Annotated in this window: 18 protein-coding genes; 15 read left to right on the top strand and 3 right to left on the bottom strand. The window is 29.0% G+C overall.

The genetic code is table 11. From position 1 onward, the window contains the following. Positions 1–68: 68 nt before the first annotated feature. Entirely contained in the window at positions 69–1,733 is a 1,665-nt protein-coding gene (gene asnB, locus EOV51_RS09250) for an asparagine synthase B (RefSeq protein ID WP_128152092.1), read from the top strand. A 349-nt stretch (positions 1,734–2,082) separates the two neighbouring features. Here the strand turns inward: asnB and EOV51_RS09245 are convergent, their stop codons facing one another. Further along, the gene (locus tag EOV51_RS09245; protein WP_164875276.1) at positions 2,083–3,360 is read right to left on the bottom strand and encodes an N-acetylmuramoyl-L-alanine amidase family protein; all 1,278 of its coding nucleotides are present in this window, start codon (positions 3,358–3,360) and stop codon (positions 2,083–2,085) included. Positions 3,361–3,448: 88 nt separating this feature from the next. Here EOV51_RS09245 and EOV51_RS09240 point away from each other — a divergent pair, with 88 nt between their 5' ends. Genes EOV51_RS09240 through EOV51_RS09230 form a run of 3 tightly spaced genes read left to right on the top strand, consistent with a single transcriptional unit; the run spans position 3,449 to position 6,868 of the window. Next, positions 3,449–5,992 (top strand): putative LPS assembly protein LptD, encoded by a 2,544-nt coding sequence (locus tag EOV51_RS09240; RefSeq protein ID WP_128152088.1) that lies wholly within the window; start codon positions 3,449–3,451, stop codon positions 5,990–5,992. 48 nt (positions 5,993–6,040) lie between these two features. Next, on the top strand, positions 6,041–6,418 hold the full coding sequence (locus EOV51_RS09235) for a RidA family protein (RefSeq protein ID WP_128152086.1): 378 nt from the start codon (positions 6,041–6,043) through the stop codon (positions 6,416–6,418). Positions 6,419–6,433: 15 nt separating this feature from the next. After that, positions 6,434–6,868, top strand: coding sequence for a hypothetical protein (locus EOV51_RS09230; RefSeq protein WP_128152084.1), 435 nt, complete (start codon positions 6,434–6,436; stop codon positions 6,866–6,868). 4 nt (positions 6,869–6,872) lie between these two features. Here the strand turns inward: EOV51_RS09230 and EOV51_RS09225 are convergent, their stop codons facing one another. Together EOV51_RS09225 and xerD are read right to left on the bottom strand one after the other, a co-directional pair. Further along, positions 6,873–7,361: a YkgJ family cysteine cluster protein gene (locus EOV51_RS09225; RefSeq protein ID WP_128152082.1), complete on the bottom strand. Its 489-nt coding sequence runs from the start codon at positions 7,359–7,361 to the stop codon at positions 6,873–6,875. Positions 7,362–7,385: 24 nt separating this feature from the next. Then, positions 7,386–8,294, bottom strand: coding sequence for a site-specific tyrosine recombinase XerD (xerD, locus tag EOV51_RS09220; protein ID WP_128152080.1), 909 nt, complete (start codon positions 8,292–8,294; stop codon positions 7,386–7,388). Between the two features lie 112 nt (positions 8,295–8,406). Between xerD and rocD the strand changes: the two genes are divergently transcribed. The 11 genes from rocD to EOV51_RS09165 all read left to right on the top strand — a co-directional run bounded on the left by rocD (position 8,407) and on the right by EOV51_RS09165 (position 21,984). After that, positions 8,407–9,648 (top strand): ornithine--oxo-acid transaminase, encoded by a 1,242-nt coding sequence (gene rocD / locus EOV51_RS09215; RefSeq protein WP_128152078.1) that lies wholly within the window; start codon positions 8,407–8,409, stop codon positions 9,646–9,648. A 13-nt stretch (positions 9,649–9,661) separates the two neighbouring features. Continuing rightward, positions 9,662–9,988 (top strand): nucleotide pyrophosphohydrolase, encoded by a 327-nt coding sequence (locus EOV51_RS09210; protein WP_128152076.1) that lies wholly within the window; start codon positions 9,662–9,664, stop codon positions 9,986–9,988. Continuing rightward, the gene (locus EOV51_RS09205; RefSeq protein WP_128152074.1) at positions 9,985–11,175 is read left to right on the top strand and encodes a 3-phosphoshikimate 1-carboxyvinyltransferase; all 1,191 of its coding nucleotides are present in this window, start codon (positions 9,985–9,987) and stop codon (positions 11,173–11,175) included. The genes EOV51_RS09210 and EOV51_RS09205 overlap by 4 nt, the downstream gene beginning before the upstream one ends. A gap of 252 nt (positions 11,176–11,427) precedes the next feature. Next, positions 11,428–12,393 (top strand): glycosyltransferase, encoded by a 966-nt coding sequence (locus EOV51_RS09200; protein ID WP_128152072.1) that lies wholly within the window; start codon positions 11,428–11,430, stop codon positions 12,391–12,393. A gap of 3 nt (positions 12,394–12,396) precedes the next feature. Beyond that, positions 12,397–13,524 (top strand): EpsG family protein, encoded by a 1,128-nt coding sequence (locus tag EOV51_RS09195; protein WP_128152070.1) that lies wholly within the window; start codon positions 12,397–12,399, stop codon positions 13,522–13,524. 989 nt (positions 13,525–14,513) lie between these two features. Continuing rightward, positions 14,514–15,272, top strand: coding sequence for a glycosyltransferase family 2 protein (locus EOV51_RS09190; RefSeq protein WP_128152068.1), 759 nt, complete (start codon positions 14,514–14,516; stop codon positions 15,270–15,272). Further along, complete coding sequence (locus EOV51_RS09185) at positions 15,259–16,377, top strand: glycosyltransferase family 4 protein (protein WP_128152066.1); 1,119 nt, start codon at positions 15,259–15,261, stop codon at positions 16,375–16,377. The genes EOV51_RS09190 and EOV51_RS09185 overlap by 14 nt, the downstream gene beginning before the upstream one ends. Positions 16,378–16,458: 81 nt before the next feature. Next, a complete protein-coding gene (locus EOV51_RS09180) occupies positions 16,459–17,268 on the top strand; it encodes a polysaccharide biosynthesis/export family protein (protein ID WP_128152064.1) in 810 nt (269 codons plus the stop codon). Between the two features lie 9 nt (positions 17,269–17,277). After that, positions 17,278–19,788 (top strand): exopolysaccharide transport family protein, encoded by a 2,511-nt coding sequence (locus EOV51_RS09175; RefSeq protein ID WP_128152062.1) that lies wholly within the window; start codon positions 17,278–17,280, stop codon positions 19,786–19,788. An 81-nt stretch (positions 19,789–19,869) separates the two neighbouring features. Further along, entirely contained in the window at positions 19,870–21,078 is a 1,209-nt protein-coding gene (locus EOV51_RS09170; RefSeq protein ID WP_128152060.1) for a BaiN/RdsA family NAD(P)/FAD-dependent oxidoreductase, read from the top strand. Between the two features lie 291 nt (positions 21,079–21,369). Next, on the top strand, positions 21,370–21,984 hold the full coding sequence (locus EOV51_RS09165; protein ID WP_164875274.1) for a CPBP family intramembrane glutamic endopeptidase: 615 nt from the start codon (positions 21,370–21,372) through the stop codon (positions 21,982–21,984). The last annotated feature ends 76 nt before the right edge of the window (positions 21,985–22,060 follow it).

Here is a 22,060-nt window from a genome sequence, read left to right as displayed (position 1 = left end):
TTGTATTTAAAATTAAATTAAATAACTTTTAATGTACTTTTGTATTCGAATTTAAAACAATAAATTGTATGTGTGGATTTGTAGGAGTTTTCGAACTGAAAGAAACAAGTGAAATAGTAAGGCCGGAAGCGCTGAAAATGGCTAAAAAAATTCGTCACAGAGGACCGGACTGGTCTGGTATATATTGTGATGATCATGCTGTACTGGCCCATGAAAGATTATCTATAGTCGATATTGCTTCAGGAGGGCAGCCTCTATTCAGTGAAGACAAAAATTTAATATTAGCTGTTAATGGAGAAATCTATAATCACAAGGAAATACGTAAACAATTTGAAGGTAAATATAATTTTCAGACACAATCTGACTGTGAAGTAATTCTTGCTTTATATAAAGAAAAAGGTATAAAACTTTTTGAAGATATTTCCGGTATTTACGCTTTTGTACTTTATGATAAAGAAAAAGATGTTTATCTGGTAGGTAGAGACCATATGGGAATTATACCTTTATATATGGGTTATGATAAAAAAGGTCAGTTTTTTGTAGCTAGTGAATTAAAATCATTAGAGGGTGTATGTCCTGATATCAAAGAATTTGAGCCTGGAAAATATTTTTATAGTCCCGATGGAGAAATAAAAGAATGGTATCATAGAGACTGGATGAAGTTTGACTCTGTAAAAGATAATACTTCTGATATTCAGAAATTAAGAAAAGGATTGGAAGATTCAGTACACAGACAACTTATGTCGGACGTACCTTATGGTGTATTATTATCCGGAGGTTTAGATTCTTCAATTATTTCTGCTATTGCAAAAAAATATGCGAGCAAAAGAATTGAAGAAGATGGACAAACAGATGCCTGGTGGCCACAACTACACTCTTTTGCAGTAGGTCTTAAAGGTGCTCCTGATTTAATTGCTGCTAAAAAAGTAGCCGATCATATAGGAACTGTTCACCACGAAATACATTTCACTATTGAAGAAGCCTTAGATTCTTTAAGCGATGTAATTTATCACATTGAAACGTATGATGTGACTACTGTAAGGGCTTCAACGCCCATGTATCTTCTTGCTAGATATATTAAATCTATGGGGGTTAAAATGGTTTTATCTGGTGAAGGATCTGATGAACTGTTTGGAGGATATTTGTATTTTCATAAAGCTCCGGATGCCCAGGCATTTCATGAAGAAACTGTACGAAAACTAGATAAACTTCATTTATATGATTGTTTAAGGGCTAATAAATCTTTAATGGCTTGGGGAGTTGAAGGCCGTGTTCCTTTTCTAGATAGAGAATTTATGGATATTGCAATGACTCTTAACCCTAAAGATAAAATGTGTGGAGGTGGAAAAATTGAAAAACATATCTTACGGGAAGCTTTTGAAGACTACCTTCCTGCTGAAGTTGCCTGGAGACAAAAAGAACAGTTTTCTGATGGTGTAGGATACTCTTGGATTGACACTCTTAAAAAAGTTGCTGATGAAAAGATCACTGATAAGCAGATGGAAAGAGCAGCAGAACGTTTTCCTATCAATCCACCTATGTCTAAAGAAGAATACTGGTTCCGTTCTATATTCGAAGAACATTTTCCATCTCAGGCAGCAGCACAGACAGTTCCTTCCGTACCTTCTGTTGCATGTAGCTCAGCTGTAGCTCTTGAATGGGATGAAGCTTTTAAAAACAATCCGGATCCATCCGGACGCGCTGTGAAGACAGTACATACTGATGCAATATAAAAATACATCAATATATATACTATAACTAAATAGTAGCCTTTGGATGATTACTCCAAAGGCTTTTTATTTTACATTTAAATACTATTTACATTTATACTGAATGTTTATGTATCTCTTAATTTATAACTAAAAGAAACAAAAAATTAATATGATAACATGACTCTTAATTGTTTTAAAAAAATCTTATTTTTTCCAAGATATTATTGAAAAAAGTTTCTTCGAAGAATTTGAAAAGATTAAATAGAGTTTAATTTACCAAAACATAATTTAGCAAAAAAATAGCCTGTTTATAAATAATATAAACAGGCTATAAAACTAACTAATTTTTCTACAAAAATTTTCAGATTTTTTATGCAGATATTTTGGATATAACTGCATCGTTAAATCCTAATTTTTTAATATTATCTAATAATCTTTTTGCCGATTCGTAATTAGTTACTTTGCCGGATGTATATATATAGATATTATTGATTTTATCTCTTACAACATTGTTCAATCCTTTAAAAATAGGATCTTTTTCCCTGTATTTTTTTGTGGATAATAAAATTTCAATAGTATAATACTCATTTTTTAATGATTCACTATCTTTAAATTCAACGACTGCAGCATCTTTAAAACCAGCTTCTTTAACAATTTTGAGATTTGTGTCTGCCTCTGATTTTAAATTAGTAGCTCCTGCATAATAAACATATTTCCCATTAGATTTTATAATTTCGACATCTTTTATACCTCTAAATTGAGCAGCTCCTTGTGGATACTTGTTAAATGATGCTAAAAACTGTATTTTAAGCGTTGTATTTTTTAAAGGTATTTCGGCTTCTTTAACTTCGACTTTTTGTATTTCAGTTCTACCTGATCTTTTATCAAATTCCTTTTTATATGCCAAAAAGGCTTCATAAATATTTTTTGCTATTGTATTTTGACCTTCCGCAGAAGCTAAATATTCTCCTTCCTGATAATTGGATATAAACCCGGTTTCTATAAGAACTGCAGGCATAGCTGTCTGAACTAATACTAAAAAACCTGCCTGTTTTACTCCTCTGGATAATCTACTTTCTTTTTTGAAATTTTCTTCTACATAAGAGGCAAGTTTTAAGCTGTTTTCAAGATAAACGTTCTGCATAAGTGTTAATCCGATAAGAGACTCAGGTGAGTTGATATCAAACCCCTCATAGGTGGTCTGATAATCTTTTTCCATATATACCACAGAGTTTTCTCTTTTTGCTACATCAAAGTTATCTCTGTTTCTATGAGATCCTAAGACAAAAGTTTCGGTTCCGTAGGGTGCGCTCTTAGAACTGGAGTTACAGTGAATGGATATAAATAAATCTGCTTTGTTTTTATTAGCAATACCTGCCCGGGTCATTAATGGAATAAACTCATCGATAGTACGGGTATAAATAACTTCTACATCTTTATTGTTCTTTTCAATCATTGAACCCACCTTCAATGCCAACGATAGATTAACATCTTTTTCATTAGCATACGGTCCTTTGGCTCCATAATCATGTCCTCCATGTCCCGCATCCAGAACCAGTTTAAACTTTTGTGAATAAGAAAAATTTATACATAGGGCTGTAAACGCAAATAATATATTTTTTAAGTTAAAAATTGTTAAAACTCTCATTAATTCTTTTTTTTGATTAATTTTGGACACAAATTTTTTGAATTTATATACTTTGATTAATTCAAGCTTCAAATATAGTGTACTTTGTTTGTTTTTTCTAATTTTTAACATTCTGTTAGCACAAGTTAAAAAGACTGAAACGCCTTCTGATTCGACAAAAATAATACCTTCAAAAAAAGAAAAATTAGAAGATGTGGTAGATTCCAGAGGGGATGAAATCCGCAATATATTTTCTAAAAAAATGACCTATCTGATACATAATGCTTCCGTTTCCTATCAGGACATGACGATAAAGGCGGATTATATTGTTATGGACTGGAATACAGGGGATATTTTTGCTCGGGGCAAAGTTGACAGTTTAGGAAGAATTATTGAAAATATTACTTTTAAACAAGGAAACAGAGAATTCGAATATACTGAAGCCAAGTTCAACATGAATACAAAACAGGGTACAGCTTTTAATGTACGTACTGAAGAGGATGAAATGGTGATAATTGCTCAAAAAGCAAAAAGGATGAATGAAGAGGAGTATTACATGAGAAACGGGATGATTACAACGGATGAATACTTTAAATCAAAAAAAGATTCTGTGCCCGATTATCATTTATCAACCACCCGTATGAAAATGATTACGGGAAAAAACCAAAAGACTTTAATTGCGGGACCTACAACCATGTATATTGAACAGGTTCCTACTCCATTTATACTCCCTTTTTTATATCTTCCATCATCAGGTCGTAAAAGAGAAGCCGGACTTCTTATAGGTACTTTCGGTGAAAGACAATCTAAAGGTTTTTATCTGGAAAGATGGGGAGTGTATGTTCCTATAGGGGAATATCTTGATTTAGAAACCCGGTTTGGTATTTACACTAAAGGGAGCTGGACTATTGATAATCGTTTCAGATATACTAAAAGATATAGATATTCAGGTAATTTCAACCTGGTATATGAAAAGAATATAAATAGTACTAAAGGTCTGAGTGATTACTCGGAAACAGAAAATTATCGTGTCGTATGGACTCATTCTCAGGATGCTAAAGCTAATCCAAATTTATCGTTTAATTCTTCTGTTAATTTTGTTAGTCAAAATTATTATAATAATAGTATATATAATCAAAACGCATTATCTGGTAATGTAAATAATAATCAAACCTCATCATCCATTTCACTGGTTAAGCGATTTAACAATAATCCGTTAACAGTTTCATTAAATACTTCGGCTTCCCAAAATATTTCTGATGGAACAGTTGCGCTTGTGCTTCCCAGCTTATCCGTTACAATGCCTCAAATTTATCCTTTTGCTCCTAAAAGCGGCTCAAAAAAAGGTTTGTTTCAAAATATTTACATGGATTATAAAATGAATCTTCAAAACTCCGTTACTACGACCACTGAGGATATGTTTTCATTCAAAATGTTTGATAATTCCAAAAACGGAATAAAAAACGAGACAAATCTGGGAACTACTACTACTATATTTAACTACTTCCAATTAGGATTAACCGGAAATTACAAGGAAGCATGGACAACCAAAACAATACGCAGAGACTATAATTCTGTTACAAATGAAGTTGTAACTCTAAATAAAGACGGATTCAGGTCTTACAGAACTTTTGGAACTGCTTTAAATTTAACTACAACACTTTATGGAATGGCTAACTTTGAAAAAGAGGGGCAGGATAAAATGATAAAAGCTATCCGACATATGATATCCCCTACTCTAAGTTATAGTTATTCTCCTAATTTTTCTTCTGATTCATGGGGGTACTATGGTACTTATATAGATGAAAATGGTAAAAAGGTTAAATATTCCTATTTTAACGGCGGCGTTTTAGGTGATCCTTCAAATACAGAGAATAGTTCTGTAAATATTTCCCTGGCTAATAATCTGGAAATGAAAGTGCGGAATAAAAAAGAAAAAACCGGTATAAAAAAGATAAAAATCTTTGAGAGTCTAAATATTTCCACCTCTTATAATTTTGCTGCTGACTCTTTACGATTAAGTCCTATAACGGCTACTGGTTCCAGCTCTCTATTCAATTCTAAACTGAGAGTTAACTATGCTTTGAGGATTAATCCTTATAAAATTGTATTTGATTCTCCAACTTCTACTGTGGGATATAATGTTGATAAATTAGGATATTTCTCTATAGCCAGTTATACAATGGGATTGAACTTTTCTCTGGAACCTTCTATGTTTGGTGGTAAAAAAGAAAAAAAATATTCAAAACAAGGCTCAATACGATATGAAAAATATAATTTTGATGAAGAAAATTATGCTCATTTTGAAATTCCATGGAAATTGGATGTGGGACTTAATTATGCCAGAACCAAAGAATATAACCGTACGGCAAATACATCAGCTACTGTAAATTTAACAGGAGAAATATCGCCTTCTCCGTATTGGAAAATTACAGCTTCTACCAATTATGACCTTGAAAGTAAAGAGTTTGGTTATACCCGACTAGGATTTATGAGGGATTTACGAAGCTTTAATATCAATTTTAACTGGGTTCCTATTTCTTCCGGTTATAATAAAACATGGAATTTCTACATAGGAATAAAGGCTGCAATTCTTAAAGATGCTGTGAAATATGAAGCAAGAAATTTCAATGATACAAGCACTGATCTTTAAAAAATTAATACCTTTATGAATTAAATTTAATCGTACAATTACAAGAAAATGAAAAAAGAAATTATATCTACTTCTCAAGCTCCTGCAGCTATTGGTCCTTACTCACAGGCTGTTAAAGTAAATAATTTATTATTTATTTCAGGTCAAATCCCGGTTAATCCGGCAACGAATGAATTTTCAGACGAAATAACAGAGCAGACTCATCAAGTGATGAAAAATATTCAGGCTATTCTTACAGAGGCAGGGTTGTCTTTTAATCATATTGTTAAATCTTCTATTTTTTTAACTGATTTAAACAATTTTGCTATAGTTAATGATATTTATGCATCCTATTTTGCAGATTCTTATCCTGCAAGAGAATGTGTACAGGTATCTGCTTTGCCTAAAAACGTATCCATAGAAATATCAGTAATTGCTGCAGAATAAATAGTTTACTATAAAATGATTAGAAATACAATTGCAGTTTTATCGGGACTGTTTGTAGCCGTAGCAATAATTACTTCGTCGGTTATGATTAATCCTTATTGGATACCTTATGAGTATAAAGGTCTTGCAATAGAGTACTGGACTCCTATCATAAAAACGGCTAAGGGTGAGTTTTTCATAGCTTTGCTCATTTCATCTGGTATTGGCTCTTTACTTGGAGGTATCGTTTGTGCCTTGATTGTCAAAACTGCTAAAAAGGCTTATGCTATGTTGATTGGTTTTATTTTGTTATTAACAGCTATTGCTACTGTATTTATTTTCCCTGGCCATCCTACCTGGTACATCGTAAGCATGTTTTTTATTTTTTTTCCGTTTTCGTGGTTAGGTGCACAACTTGTGGAATGGTTACAAAATAAAAAAGAAGCCAAATCAAAAAAGGATTCAGTATAAAATTCTACATTGGAATTTTTTTTATCATCTCTTCGACTACTTTGAAAGCTGCTGGACAAATCAAAGTATTTTTCAATGTAATTTTATTGATCTGATATATCTTTTTCCGATCGGTATGCGGATATTCCCTGCAAGCTTTGGGACGAACGTCGTAGATAAGACAATAATTTTCAGAATCCAGAAAAGGACAAGGTAAACCATTAAAAACCCAGTCATTATCTTCGTCTTTATGCAAATATTTATCTATAAAAGCAGAAACTTTCATTTTTAAATGTTTGGAAATTCTTTCTATATCTTTTTCTGTAAATAAAGGACCCGTTGTTTTGCAACAGTTAGCACATTCGAGACAATCAATTTTATTAAATACAGAATGGTGTATTTCTAAAACTTTTTGATCCAGATTTTTTACTTTTTTGTTTTTTAATTTTGATAAATATTTAGAATGAATATCCTGCCGTTTAATAGCTTCTTCTTTATTTTTTTCTATATCCATATTCTTTATCGGTCTTTTTGTAAATTATTGATCCGATTTATAGAACGGGTGAAACTTTTCAATAGCATCCCGTAATTGTTGTTTATCCAAATGAGTATATATTTCAGTTGTTGTGATACTTTCGTGTCCCAGCATCTGCTGAATTGAACGCAAATCAGCACCATTTTTTAAAAGTACTGTTGCATATGAATGTCTAAATGTATGCGGAGATACATTTTTTTTTATTCCAGAATTTGCCACTGCATTCTTGACAATTATAAAAATCATTTCTCTTGTCAATTTTGCTCCTCTTCTATTTAAAAACAAAAAATCTTTATATTGAGGCTTTATTACCTGATAATTCCTGATAGATTGAATATATATGGAAATATATTTTATTGTCCAGTCTGAAACAGGAACTAGTCTTTGCTTCTCTCCCTTACCTATAACTCTTATAAAATTCTCTTCGAAAAATAAATCAGAGAGCCTTAAGTTTGTTAATTCTGATACTCTAAGTCCACATCCGTAAAGTGTTTCTAGAATTGTTCTATTTCTTTCTCCTTCAGAATTTGATAAATCAACAGACTCAATTATTTTCTGAACTTCCTGATGATTAAGCGTATCAGGTAATCTAAATCCGATTTTAGGACTTTCGAGTAATTCTGCCGGATTGTCTTTTCTGATTTCATCTTCCTGCAAAAAATTAAAAAAAGATTTTAATGATGAAATTAATCGTGCCTGAGATTTTGCTGCTTTTGTTTTTTTAGAAAAATCATAAACAAAATCCTGAATAGCTTCTTTGGTAATTATTGATGGATCTAACGCATGATTTTCAGCCGCAAATAATTTTAATTTAGCTAAGTCCCTAACATACGCTTTTCGTGTATTTTCAGACAATCCTTTCTCTAACCATAAATATTCCTGAAAATTTTCTATTGCAGAAATCCATTCCATAATGCAAAATTAGTCTTTTGAAAAAACAAACTCCTAGTAAATATTATTAAATTTGTTTTAATAATTTACAAAAAGAACTAAATTACCTAAATTGCAAAAAAATAAAAAATATATGGAATCAAAATTATCCTCACTACATTTAATGGAGTTAGAAAATCAGTATGGTGCCCATAATTACCACCCTCTTCCTGTCGTTTTAGAGAAAGGTGAAGGAGTGTATGTATGGGATGTGGAGGGGAAAAAATATTACGATTTCCTTTCAGCTTATTCCGCTGTTAATCAAGGTCATTGTCATCCTAAAATTATCAATACATTAATTGAGCAGGCTAAAAAACTTACGCTAACTTCTCGTGCTTTTTATAACAGTGAATTGGGGAAATATGAAGAATTTATAACAAAATATTTTGGCTTTGAAAAAGTTCTTCCTATGAACACGGGTGCAGAAGCGGTAGAGACAGCACTCAAACTGTGTAGAAAATGGGGATATGAAAAGAAAGGTATTAAAGAAGATCTGGCTCATATTGTTGTATGTAAAAACAATTTTCATGGAAGAACTACTACTATTGTATCCTTTTCTGTTGATGCCGATGCTTATACTCATTACGGGCCCTTTACTCCTGGCTTCATAAAAATTCCATACAATGATGTACATGCATTACAATCTGTACTGGAACAAAATTCTAATATTGCCGGCTTTTTAGTTGAGCCCATACAGGGTGAAGCTGGTGCTTATGTTCCCGATGATGGATATTTAAAAGCCTGTTATGATTTATGTAAAGAAAAAAACGTACTCTTTATTGCGGATGAAGTTCAAACGGGCATTGCCAGAACCGGAAAATTACTAGCCTGTAATTATGATGAAGTTCAGCCAGATATTTTAATTTTAGGTAAAGCTTTGTCCGGAGGTGCATATCCGGTTTCTGCCGTACTTTCAAATTCTGAAATTATGGATGTAATAAAACCGGGACAACATGGTTCTACGTTTGGTGGTAATCCACTAGCTGCTGCTATAGCAATTGCTGCATTAAAAGTTATTGAAGAAGAAAATCTGGCATCTAATGCATACGAATTGGGTAAGATTTTTAGAGATGAATTAACAAAATTCTGTAAAGATTCTAAAATTGCAGAATTTGTAAGAGGCAAAGGGCTATTGAATGCATTAGTAATTAATAATTCTACCTATAAAAATTTAGCTTGGGAAATTTGCCTTAAATTAAAAGAAAATGGATTACTTGCCAAACCTACTCATACTAATATAATACGCTTTGCTCCTCCTCTAGTTATTAACGAAAATCAATTACAGGAGTGTCTTGAAATAATAAAAACTACCATAAGAAAATTCGAAACTATATAACAGATTATTTATTATGAGTTTAAAACTGATTCAGGAACAGGTTGATCAATGGATACAGGATTATGGTGTTAGATATTTTAATGAACTCACTAACATGGCCCAGCTAACAGAAGAGGTTGGAGAGGTTGCACGAATTATTAGCAGAAGATATGGTGAGCAATCCGAAAAAGAATCCGATAAAAATAAAGATTTAGGAGCAGAATTAGCTGATGTTATTTTTGTAGTTACCTGCCTGGCAAATCAAACCGGAATTAATCTTGAAGAAGCTTTTCAAAATCAAATGAATAAGAAAACAAAAAGAGATAAAGACAGACACAAAAATAATGAAAAACTAGTATGACTAATATTTCCATCAAACTATCAGGTTCCAAAAGTATAACGAATCGTCTTTTAATTCTAAATGCATTATATAATGGCTCCATTTCATTAAAAAATTTGTCTCATAGTCAAGATTCAGATTTACTTCAAAAAGCTCTTTCTTCAAAAGAGGAATTAATAGACATTCATCATGCAGGTACAGCCATGCGTTTTTTAACTGCTTTTTATTCTATACAACCGAATAAAAAAATTATTTTAACAGGATCTCAACGTATGAAAGAGCGCCCAATTGAAATATTAGTAAATGCTTTAGTAGATTTGGGAGCAGATATATCTTATCTTGAAAATACCGGATATCCGCCTATTGAAATAAACGGTAAAAATATAAATACTAATTCAGTGAATTTATCAGCAGGAATTAGTAGCCAATATATTACTGCACTTTGTCTTATAGGTACTCAGATTGAAAATGGGCTTAAAATAAGTTTGAAAGGAAAAATTACTTCATTACCCTATATCAATATGACCTTGTCTATTTTAAATTCTTTAGGTATTGATGCTTCATTTTCAAATAATACTATTAATATTCCTTTTAAAAAAGATATTAACAAACAAAGTTATATTATTGAAAGCGATTGGTCATCAGCATCTTATCATTATTCATTATGTGCTTTAGGAAAAAATAAAAAAATAACTCTTTCTTATTTATTTGAGGACTCTTTACAAGCTGATAAACGAATTGTCTCAATTTATAAAGATTTTTTTGGTGTACATACTGAATTTAATGCTGGAGAAATTACTTTATCAAAAATAGAGCAATTTGACTATCCTGAATTTATTGAACTTGATATGAATGATTGTCCGGATATTGCCCAGACTGTTTCTGTCACAGCTTTTGGTTTAAAAATACCCATTAAAATAACAGGTTTGGAAACATTAAAAATTAAGGAAACTGACCGTTTATTTGCTCTAAAGAAAGAAATTGAAAAATGTGGTGGCAAAGTTGAAATTACAGATTCTACATTTGAATTAAAAAAATTCGACCAATTTATCGAAAAACAAAAAATATTAACTTATAATGATCATCGCATGGCGATGTGTTTTACTCCCTTAAAATTACTTTTCCCTATAACAATAGATAACCCATCTGTAGTTGAAAAATCATATGTTGAATTTTGGGATGATATGAAATGCTATGGTATTACATGACTTTCGGTTACGTGTAAAGTATGATTTTGTATCCTGATTGTTAAAATATTTTATATATTTTAACACTGATTTACTATGATTATATAATTAATTACAAAATTATCTTTACTATATGTTTTTAATATTTAATTATTTAATTTATATCCTAAATAAAAATTACACAAATATACATGAAGTAAATCCTAAATTATTTTAAATTAAATAATTAAAAATTCGGGTTAAAAAAGTAACTTTGCAACACTTTTTTAATACATGGCTTATAAAGTATCTATAATTGTCCCCGTATATAACGTAGAAAAATATCTTTCTAAATGCATTGATTCTTTAATAAATCAAACATTGCAGGAAATAGAAATTGTCCTGATTAATGATGGTTCTACAGACGGTTCCCAGATTATCATTGATAGTTACACACAAAAAAACACAAATATTGTCAGCATTTGTAAAACTAACGGAGGTTTGAGTGAAGCCAGAAATTTGGGTATAAAAAAAGCTACTGGTGAATACATAGCTTTTGTAGATAGTGACGATTGGGTTGAACAAGAAATGATGTCAGAATTATACTTTCTTGGTAAAAAACATAATGCTGATATTGTTTTTTGTAATCTTCAAAATGTTGATGAAAAGGGGGGAATTTTCAAATTGCTACCTCAATTACCACAACTTTCGGAAAAAATAATTTTAGAAGAAGATTTTACTGTATTTGGTGAGATGTCCTGTTTTGCATGTAACAAAATTTTTAAACGTGAACTGTTTAATTATATCGAATTCCCATCTGGCTTACATTTTGAAGATATTGCCACTATACCTCGTTTATTTTTGAAATCTAAGGTTATTGCTAAAAGTAATAAGTATTTATATAATTATTTTGTTCGTAAGGGATCTATAACCAGAAATTACACTTCTAAAGGTTTAGACATGTTTAAGGCTATAGGACTTGTGAAAGAAGATTTTTCAATCAGTATTTACAAAAACAACACAGAAGATTGGAAAAAATTTGTAATTTTACAGGGATTTTATAGTTTTTTAGCTTATTATGCTTATATAAAAGACCGTTTGATAAAAAAAATTATGATTAGTTACCTTAAAAATTTATTAAAAGAAGAAAATTTAAGTAAATCAGAAATTTTATATTTAAAAAGATATAATAAATTATATTTATTCTCATTAAGCTACTTAAAAATCATTTTTTACACTTTAAATATTATCAGACTATAACTTATGTTACACCCTATATATTATATAATCTTATTTGTTTTTGTTTTTTTAACCTATATAGAACAATCTAATCAAAAAGGTAATCTAAAGGGTATTTACATATTCTCTGTAATTATATTAATTTTAATGTCTGGTTTAAGAGTAGCTCAAGGTGCTGATTATTGGCCTTATCTTGAATTATATAAGGGTTCTAACAAATACATCAAATGGGATGAAGTTTTTAAAGCTGATATTGAACCTAGTTATATAATTGTATCAAAAATTTTAGGTAAACTTCATTTACCTTTTTTTGCATTATTAACCGTATTTGCGACTTTTTCTATTTCATTAAAAAGTTATATTTTTTACAAATATTCTCCGCTACCTATGTTGTCTTTAGCCTTTTATTTTATGCCAGTTTATTTTTTTGAGGACTGTGGACACGTTAGGCAATCGGCTGCTATCGCTTGTTGCATATATTCATATAAATTTATTGCAGACAAAAAATTATTAAAATTTTTATTTTGTATTTTAATAGGTTATTACAGTCACAAAACTGCAGTTGTATTTCTTCCAGCTTATTGGATAGCTAACGCAAATATATCTACAAGACAATGTTATTTAATATTAATTTCATCTCTTATTTTATGGCCTTTAGAACCATATAACTGGTTTGGAAACTTGTTCGAAAGCTTAACAATAGATACCGTTTCAGGAGCTTTTAATTCTTATAAAAACCTTGATGAACTTGGTTTGTCCATCAATGATATAGTAAAAATTATTTTTATAGGAATTATACTATTTAACGATAAATACATTTTAGAAAATACGAAAGATACTAATTATTTAAAAGTAAGAAATTTAGTTATATTTTATTATTTTATTTTTTATTCATTTAGAGGTAATGCAATTTTTTCAGTTAGACTTCCGGGTGTTTATGGAGACTTTGCAATTTTGTTAATACCTATGATAATAAAGTATTCTAAATTAACCTATAGACGATTACTATATAGTTATATAATCATATATATCTTTTTAATTAGCTGGCGCTTTTGGGGAAATGCTCAAGCTTTAGGATTTAACAATTTCTCTAACATTTTTAACACGAATTACAACTTATTTTATAACACACCCAATGAATTTATCGATTAGAAAAAAATTTGACTTTATTTTATATACAATATTATTACCTTCTATAATTTCTTTTGCTACTTATTTTGGCTACTTTTCTAGATATAATAATTATTATTATGTTGAAAAAATGCCTGATAATTACTTTGAAAATGTTTATAAATATAGATTTTTATCAAGGGATATTATTATATGGCTACAATATTATGTTAAAAAATACATTTTTTATATCAAAAACGACTCTTCTTTTATAAATAAAGTTCTTGTGAAATTAGGAGCCTCAGAATTTTATTTATTAATATTTGCTTATAACACTGTTTTTTACATTTTAACAAGTATAATATTTTTCTTTATACTTAACTACAGATCTAAAAGTCACAACTCAATAATAGAAAATTTAATACTTATAATATCAGTTTTCATTATTGGATTATCCCAATATGTTGTAACTCCATATGATTTATCCTCTTTATTTTTATTATCATTATCAATGTTATTAATTATTGATTTAAATTATAAATATTCATTATTAAAATATATTTTACTATTAATAATAATTGTCATTTCAACATTGAATAGAGAAACATCAGCACTAAGCTTATCATTTTATTTAGTAATTATTTTAAATCATAACTACAAAATTGATCATTTAATTAAGATATCAAAACAATTATTTTTCCCTATATTGTGTTTTCTTATTCCTTATATAATTATTAGAATCAAATATGACAATGAAGGTTATTCTAATTCTGTGATTATGGCTAACTTTTTAAAATTAAATTTTACAGAATTTAAAAACATTCTTGGCATTATATTTTATATTATATTCACTTATTTATCTATTTCATTATGTCATAAAAAATCTCAAAAAATCAATATTTTCTTATATATACTTTTTTCTTCTCCTTATATACTGATTATTTTATATGCGGGTATATTATGGGAAATACGTCTATTTATTCCTTTATTATTATGTCAGTTAGTATTGTCCAATAATACCTGTAAACGTGATGAACTCTAATCCTGAAATTTCTATTATTACAGCCTGTTATAACTCGGATAATTATATTATGAAAACGATTGAATCAGTTTTAGCACAAGAATATACTAACTGGGAATGGTTTATTGTTGATGACAATAGTTCTGATAATTCGGTAAACTTGATAAAATCTGTAACTGATAAAAGAATTAAATTATTAAAATTGGATTTTAATCATGGAGCTGCAAAAGCAAGAAATATAGGATTAAAATTAGCGAAAGGACGTTTTATAACCTTTATTGACAGCGATGATATTTGGTTCCCGGATTTCTTAATAACTGCTAAAAATTTTTTAGTAAATAATAATGAAGAATTAGTATATAGTTCTTATAAAAGATATGATGAAGATTTGAATCCTTTATTACCTGATTTTATAGCCGAAGACAACATAACATATAAAAGATTATTAAATAATTGTCCTATGCCTATGCTAACCACAATGTATGATAGTCAAAGAATAGGTAAAATATTTATTCCAGAAGATGTACCTAAAAGAGAAGATTATGCAATGTGGATAAATGTATTAAAAAAAATTCCAAGTGCTAAAGCTATTACCAAGCCTTTAGCAATATATAGAATAAGAAATGATTCTTACTCTAGAAATAAATTTAAAATCACATATTATCAGTTTTTAGTTTATTATAAATTTTTAAAACTATCTTTGCCTAAATCAATTTATTACACATTAAAATGGGGCCTCAACGGTTTAAAAAAATATGGAAAATTTTGATATTAGATTAATTAAAACAGTTTTAGGTGTTGATAGTTTTTACCTAAAGTGTATAGTAGGTTTTGTAGGCTCGTTTTTATTGACTTTTTTAACAATTCCTAAAATAATACGAGTATCTTATAAAAAAAACTTAATGGCTCTTCCAGGTGATAGAAGTTCTCATATTAAAAGAACACCTAATCTTGGGGGAATTTCAATCTTTTACTCTATAACTATAATGTCTTCAATATGTGCATATGAATTATTTTCAGCATATATATTTTTATTTTCTGCTATAATTATATTGTTTTTTATAGGACTAATGGATGATATTCTGGTAGTAGCTCCTGACAAAAAATTTTATGCACAAATAGCCACTGCTCTCATGATTTCTATTGGTTCTAATGTTAGAATAGGTAATTTTTTTGGAATACTTGGAATTGAACTTTTACCCTATTGGTTTAGTATACTCTTTACAGTTTTTGTATTTATTTTACTAATCAATGCATATAATCTTATTGATGGTATTGACGGCCTTGCATCTGGTGTAGCTATTTTAGTAAGTATTGCTTTTATCTGGACTTTTTGGAGACTTGGAGAAATAAATTATCCTATGATTGTTTTGTGCTTAACAATTATTGGGAGTTTAAGTGCATTTCTTATTTTTAATTTTTCCAAAAAATATAAAATATTTATGGGTGATACAGGTTCTATGATTATAGGTTTCTTGCTTTCATTTATGGGTATAAAATTTTTAAATTTATTTTTATTATTATCTTCGTCAGGAATACCTATATATCATTTACAATCTGCACCTGTGATTGTTATTGCTATATTAATTATACCTATTATAGATACCTTATGCGTTTTTTCAATTAGAATCTATAAAAGAAAATCCCCTTTTGCTGCAGATAGAAATCATATGCACCATAGATATTTACATTTAAACTTGAATCATAAACAAGTATCTCTAATTATGGTTTTAGAAAATGCTTTTGTTATTACTGTCGCTTATTTATTTAGGCATATTAATATACATTTTTTACTTATAATTATAATATCTTTGGGTCTAATTTTTTCTTTTCTGCCTATATTAATTTTAAAACTAAATAAATATAAATTGTGAGGTCGAATCACTTTTTTAAAATATGATTTATAGATAATAACATTATAAAAAAATAACTATTTTTGAAAAATTAATTTTATCATGATGAATTCTAAATTTTATATATTAATACTTTTATTTTCAATATTTTTAACTTCATGTATTGGTGTGAAGGATTTAAAATATTTACAACCTAGTGATAACATTCAATTAAACCAATACGGTTTGATTCCTGTTTCCTATGAAAATTATAGAGTTAAAAAAGATGATATTTTAACAATGGTATTAATTACTACCGATGAGAATGCTTCTAAATTTTTGACATCTGAGAACACTGAAGTATTTAAAAACGCTACAGGTTCATCTATGAGTCGATTAAAAAGTGGAGGCTTACCTGTTGATCCTGATGGTTTCATATCAATCTACGGGCTTGGAGAATTTTATGTATACGGTTTGACTTTAAGCGAAATAACTAATTTAGTTCAGACCAAATTAAATCAGGTTTTATATAATGAAGGAAAAGCAGAAGTAAGAATAAATTTAGGAACTATCAAATATTACATGGTTGGAGAAGTTTCTTCTCCTGGGGAAAAAACAGAAGATTCCAATAGACTTGATTTACTCCAAGCTATCGCTAAAGCAGGAGATTTAACGAGATATGCGGATAGGAGGCATATCAGAATTATAAGAGAATATCCGGAAGGGAAAAAAAATATAGTTTTAGATATTACTCGAGATGATATAATGAACTCTCCCTATTACTATTTACAACCTGGAGATCAAATTATAATTGATCCATTGAAAGAAAAAATATCTGGTCTTGGCGGAGGAACAACTATAGGAGACGTAACACAGTTCATGTCGTTAGGAATGTCAGCTATAACTACATATCTATTCTTTAAAAATTTATAAAATTATTTTATGTCTAACGAAACTAATTCTAATTCCAACCCAAATTCTGCATCTTCCAAAAATAAAGCTTCGGATATTCTTGAAAATAATTTTTTTAGTATCGAAAGATTTATAAGAAGGCTTATTAGTAACTGGTATTGGTTTATAATAGCTTTTATAATTGGTTGGATAGTATCTTTTGTAGTCAATAGATTTTCTGATAGATTTTATCAATCTTCAATCACTACAAGTATCTCAACAGGAACTTCAAGTGTATTAGCTCCAAGCCAGTCAATTAATTTTATCTGGGGTGGAAATTCCGGTGCTACTCAAGGAATCTACTACAAAAAACTATTATCTTCTAGAACGCATAACGAGGCTTTAGTCAAAAAGTTAAGTCTCTATGTTACTTATTTTCAAAAAGGAAATATAAAAACAACTGAAATAGATTATATTGATTTACCTTACAGGGTAATTATTGATACAACTTATGCACAAGCTTTAAATTATAATACAAAAATTGAAATTCTAAAAAATAACAAGTTTAAAATTACTTTCCCTGAAACTCCGAACGAAACTTGTTACTTTTATTCTTCTGAAAAATATGTTAATAGAAATGTTCCCAATAAAAGTGAAGTTATTGTTCCTATAAATACTTGGTTAAATTCAAATAATCTTAAATTTAAGATAGTAAAAAATGACGAATTTGAAGGAAATGGTAATGCTATAGGATCACAATTTTATTTTAATTTAGTTACTGTTAATCAAGCTGTATCCTCTATTCAGTCTATGATTAATGTCAATTTTGATAATGAATTACCATCTGTTATGATTGTTTCTAAAAAAGGTTTAAGTCTGAATGGAACAATTAATTTTTTAAATAAATCCATAGAACAGTTAATAATCAAAAGACTAGATGACAAAAACATTGTTAATCAAAATACTATTGATTTTATAAAAGATCAAATAGTCATTACTAAAAAGAAATTAGATAGCGCTTCAGCTGAATTTCAAAGAGTTCAGATAAAAAATAAAACATTTTCACAATCAGATTTAGGTACCAGTGTTGCTTTATCCAAAATTCAAAATTTAGATCAACAAAAAGCAGAACTTCAGTCAAAACTCCAAGCTGTCTCACTATTAAGGAACTCTGTATTCAATGGATCTATCATTATCGACAGCAACGTTACTGGGGTTGATCCTACTTTTTCATCGGTAATACAAAATATTCAAGCTTTAGAACAGGAAAAAAGAGAAAAACTTATTTTGTATAGAGTTACTTCAGAACCAATTAAAGATCTCGATTATAAGATAAATATAGCTAAGAATAAAGCCATTTCTATCTTAGCTAATTCAGGAAAAAATTTATCTAATGATATAAATAGTGTATCTGAAAAAATTAGGGAAATAGAAGCTGAATTTGCAACACTTCCAGAAAAAGAACGTGAATTCATAAACGCACAACGTGGCTATTTGTTGAATGATGGAATTTATAATAATTTATTAGATAAATTATCGGAAGCTGAGATGAGAAAAGCAACTACGGTATCTGATATAGTCATATTAGATAAAGCTAAAAATATAGGTCAGGGACCGATAACACCTGATGTAAGAAAAAATAAAATTATATATATAAGTATTTTTACTTTAATTCCTTTTATAGTATTTTTCTTAATTGAATTATTAGATAATAAGATAAAATTAATTTCTGATCTTAAGTCTACCACTAAAATTCCTTTAATTGGTACTATAGGTCCAAAAAATGCAGAAAATAATTTAGTTGTTTTAACAAGACCTAAATCAAGTATTTCAGAAAGCTTTAGAGCTATACGTTCAAATCTTAGATTTTTATTTAACGAAAAAACTGTTAAAAACGGTAAAGTATTTCTTATCACATCCTCTATTGGGGGCGAAGGTAAAACTTTTATAGCTATCAACTTAGCATCAGTAATCGCTCTAAGCGGTAAGAAAACCGTACTGGTAGGCATGGATTTAAGAAAGCCTAGAATTTTTGATGACTTTAATATAAGTAATAAAGTAGGTTTATCCGGTTATTTGTCTGGAAATAATACTCTTGAAGAAATTATTAAACCTACAGGTTATGATAATTTTGATATTATACCTGCAGGACCAATTCCACCTAACCCGGGAGAACTTTTAATTAGTGATGAGAATCGGGAATTAATTGAAAAGTTAAGAAATTTATACGACTATATAATTATTGATTCACCACCAGTAGGTTTAGTAATTGATGCTTACGATTTAATGGGACTTTCAGATGCTAGATTATATGTAACAAGATGTAACTATACATATAAACAATTATTACGAAGCATAAATGAAAAATACAAAGCAGGAGAAGTAAATCATATAGGAATAATTTTTAATGACTTTACAAATCCTGGAGGCTATGGATACGGTTATGGGTATGGTTATGGATACGGATATGGATACGGATATGGATACGGATATTTTGAAGAAGATGAAAATTACGACAATTCCTTAATATCCAGAATAAAAAGATTATTTAAAAAATCATAAATTCAAATAGGACTGGTTAAACCAGTCCTATTCATTTATATAAAATTAGGACTAATACAATCTAAATAAATTTATAACTCTTTGAAAAAATTAGTTATCATAGGTGGAGGAGCTTCCGGCTTTTTCTTAGCAGCAAATCTTAATAAAACTAATTGGAAAGTTACCATATTAGAACAATCCAAACATCCTTTACAAAAGGTTAAAATATCTGGTGGAGGGAGGTGTAATGTAACACATGCATGTTTTAATCCTAAAGAACTTGTTAAATTCTATCCTAGAGGTTCCAAAGAATTAACTAGTATTTTTTCTCATTTTCAACCTTCTGATACTTTTGACTGGTTTGAAAGAAGAAAAGTTAATTTAAATATAGAAGCTGATAACAGGGTATTTCCTGACACTAATACATCGCAAACAATCATTGACACATTACTTAAACATACTGAAAAAAACAATATACAAGTACATTACGAAACTGTTGTTTCTGATATAATGAATGAAAATCAATTGTTTAAAATTATAACTTCGAAATTCGTTTATGAAGCTGATGCATTAATCATAGCAACAGGAAGCTCTCCCAAAATGTGGAAAATTATATCTAAATTAGGCCATTCAATAATTTCTCCTGTTCCCAGTCTATTTACATTTAATTGTAAATCTCCTTTAATCCAGAATCTTCAGGGAACTTCTTTTACTGAAGCTGAAATATCAATTCCTTTGTTAAAACATACTGAATACGGACCTTTATTAATAACCCACTGGGGACTGAGTGGCCCATCAATACTTAAACTTTCTGCCTGGAAGGCCAGAGAACTTGCTGAATTAAAATATAACTTTATTCTTAAAATTAATTGGGTTTCTGAGAGTTTTGACGAAGTTAAAAATACACTTAACGGTTACAAAGTTCAAAATCCTAAAAAATCCATTTATTCTCTTAAACCCTATAATCTTACACAAAGATTCTGGCAAAATATGCTAAATGTTTTAGATATAAAAGAAAAAGTGCTTGCTGAATTGAGTAAAACTGATATAAATAGAATTACAGAAACATTAACAAATACCAGGCTAACAATAAATGGCAAAAGTACATTTAAAGATGAATTTGTTACTGCCGGAGGAGTTAATCGTAAAGAAATAGATTTCCGGACAATGCAGTCAAAACTAGTTCAAAATCTTTATTTTGCTGGTGAAGTTATTGACATAGATGCAATTACCGGAGGGTTTAATTTTCAGGCATGTTGGAGCGAAGCTTTTGTTATCAGTCAACAATTTAACATCTATGAAAAAAATTGATAAAAAAAATATTACATTATTTATTATTTTATCTTTTCTTTTAGCTGGACAATTGCCTATTTAATTAATCTGATTGGCTGTAAATCCAATTCCATAACATATTTATTACTTGTTATCGTATATATGTATGGACCTACATCCGCAGCTCTTTTATTAATTAAATTAAAAAAAAATAAGTTTTCCTTAAAATTAAATTTTAAGCCTTATAATAAGCTTTTATTAACACCCTTGGTATTTGTTTGTTTAATATTATTATCTTTTACAATTATTTGGATATTTGGAAATAATCATTTGAATGAAAATTTTGGACAAGTTGACTTCTCAAGTGAAGGTTTTTCTTTTCGTTTAACAAAATTAACTCAAAAATTAATTCCTACATCTTCAACATCTTATAATATATCATCTATTTCACCTATTATATTATTTTTTGCATTCTTCATACAGTGTACAATCTTTGGAGGAATTGTAAACTTATTTGCAACATTTGGAGAAGAATTCGGATGGAGAAATTTTTTACTTAATGAAACAAAATCATTGGGTTTCTTTAGATCATCAATATTTATAGGAACCATTTGGGGCTTATGGCATATTCCGCTAATTATTATGGGGCATAATTATCCATCATCACTAATTGTAGGAATTTTAATTATGTGTCTGTTTACTATAACAATTAGTCCTATTTTTAGTTATTTAACATATAAAACAAACTCAATATTGGCTCCTTGTTTATTTCATGGAATGATCAATTCTATAGGCATCCTATTTCCTCTTTACATCTCTAATGGAAACGAACTGTATAGTTCTGTAGTAGGAATTTCTACCATACTTTCAAATATAATTATTATCTTATTCATTTTCATCTTTGATAAAAAATTTATACTCAAAATTCATTCTAAAATAGAATAATATTTAATAAAGACATATATCAATCAGTCAATTAGCAATAATAAGTAAAAATTATATATTAATCTGTTTTTTAATC

The sequence above is a fragment of the Apibacter raozihei genome (genome assembly GCF_004014855.1).
Classification (GTDB): Bacteria; Bacteroidota; Bacteroidia; order Flavobacteriales; family Weeksellaceae; genus Apibacter; species Apibacter raozihei.
Note: the sequence above shows the minus strand (reverse complement) of the source record. Positions and strands in the feature narration are given on the sequence as shown.

Excerpts from the sequence above, each read along its gene's own strand:
- asnB (WP_128152092.1), top strand. The coding sequence starts at position 69 with ATGTGTGGATTTGTAGGAGTTTTCGAACTGAAAGAAACAAGTGAAATA.
- EOV51_RS09245 (WP_164875276.1), bottom strand. The coding sequence starts at position 3,360 with ATGAGAGTTTTAACAATTTTTAACTTAAAAAATATATTATTTGCGTTT.
- EOV51_RS09235 (WP_128152086.1), top strand. The coding sequence starts at position 6,041 with ATGAAAAAAGAAATTATATCTACTTCTCAAGCTCCTGCAGCTATTGGT.
- EOV51_RS09230 (WP_128152084.1), top strand. The coding sequence starts at position 6,434 with ATGATTAGAAATACAATTGCAGTTTTATCGGGACTGTTTGTAGCCGTA.
- EOV51_RS09225 (WP_128152082.1), bottom strand. The coding sequence starts at position 7,361 with ATGGATATAGAAAAAAATAAAGAAGAAGCTATTAAACGGCAGGATATT.
- xerD (WP_128152080.1), bottom strand. The coding sequence starts at position 8,294 with ATGGAATGGATTTCTGCAATAGAAAATTTTCAGGAATATTTATGGTTA.
- rocD (WP_128152078.1), top strand. The coding sequence starts at position 8,407 with ATGGAATCAAAATTATCCTCACTACATTTAATGGAGTTAGAAAATCAG.
- EOV51_RS09210 (WP_128152076.1), top strand. The coding sequence starts at position 9,662 with ATGAGTTTAAAACTGATTCAGGAACAGGTTGATCAATGGATACAGGAT.
- EOV51_RS09205 (WP_128152074.1), top strand. The coding sequence starts at position 9,985 with ATGACTAATATTTCCATCAAACTATCAGGTTCCAAAAGTATAACGAAT.
- EOV51_RS09200 (WP_128152072.1), top strand. The coding sequence starts at position 11,428 with ATGGCTTATAAAGTATCTATAATTGTCCCCGTATATAACGTAGAAAAA.
- EOV51_RS09195 (WP_128152070.1), top strand. The coding sequence starts at position 12,397 with ATGTTACACCCTATATATTATATAATCTTATTTGTTTTTGTTTTTTTA.
- EOV51_RS09190 (WP_128152068.1), top strand. The coding sequence starts at position 14,514 with ATGAACTCTAATCCTGAAATTTCTATTATTACAGCCTGTTATAACTCG.
- EOV51_RS09185 (WP_128152066.1), top strand. The coding sequence starts at position 15,259 with ATGGAAAATTTTGATATTAGATTAATTAAAACAGTTTTAGGTGTTGAT.
- EOV51_RS09180 (WP_128152064.1), top strand. The coding sequence starts at position 16,459 with ATGATGAATTCTAAATTTTATATATTAATACTTTTATTTTCAATATTT.
- EOV51_RS09175 (WP_128152062.1), top strand. The coding sequence starts at position 17,278 with ATGTCTAACGAAACTAATTCTAATTCCAACCCAAATTCTGCATCTTCC.